The organism is Vibrio sp. 1078-1 (assembly GCF_033340475.1).
This window is the reverse complement of the sequence record NZ_JAWOWM010000473.1, coordinates 1-644: the sequence shown is the minus strand read 5'-3', so window position 1 is coordinate 644 and position 644 is coordinate 1. Positions and strand designations below refer to the sequence as shown.

Genomic DNA, 644 nt, shown 5'->3' with positions numbered 1-644 from the left:
GTGTGGGAGCACAGGCAACATGAGTAAGCTGATGCTTTTGTTGATCACTAACGCAATCGCGAAAAGTGACATGTTGGTCATTGCTTTAGACATGGTCATATCCTTTGACGTTGTTTCGCGCTTTGGCACCGTGATGACTGGTTGGTGCATGCTCTGAACATAAATATTGAGCGATTGGCATGTAACAGCGTTACGCGCTGTATAGCTGTGCGACATTTAAGGCTTCAAGTCCCATTGTGACCTTCATCCACGGTGACTCATTAAGCAGACGAATCGCGTTGTGTAGAGAAGCAGCATTATTCGGTGTGTATTTGATGCAGTTCTTTCCATGAGTCAATACGCGATCCCAATAGCTATCATCGTGAGGGATAACCACACACATACCGGACGCCAGTGCTTCTAAAATGGAAAGCCCGAAAGGTTCGTTCACGCTGGTGGAAACAAAAACACCACACTGTGCACGCAATTCGTTGAGGTTGTTTGGAGATTCATACCAATCGACCCCTTTGGTATTAAAATCCGGAGTGGAATATTCAACGCCTGGTACATTCGGTTTGATGTAACAAATGGTGGATTGAATGGTGGTGTTTTCTAGCGTTAGGGCATCCAGCAGTAAATCTACGTTTTTCCATTTCAACAAACTC

The 644-nt window shown here is 45.0% G+C and carries 2 pseudogenes; both read right to left on the bottom strand.

Going from position 1 to position 644, the window contains the following annotated elements:
* Positions 1 to 150, bottom strand: a pseudogene (locus R7190_RS28265) (lipopolysaccharide biosynthesis protein); the annotation flags it as partial.
* Positions 86 to 644, bottom strand: a pseudogene (locus R7190_RS28260) (glycosyltransferase); the annotation flags it as partial. The pseudogenes R7190_RS28265 and R7190_RS28260, both read right to left, overlap by 65 nt.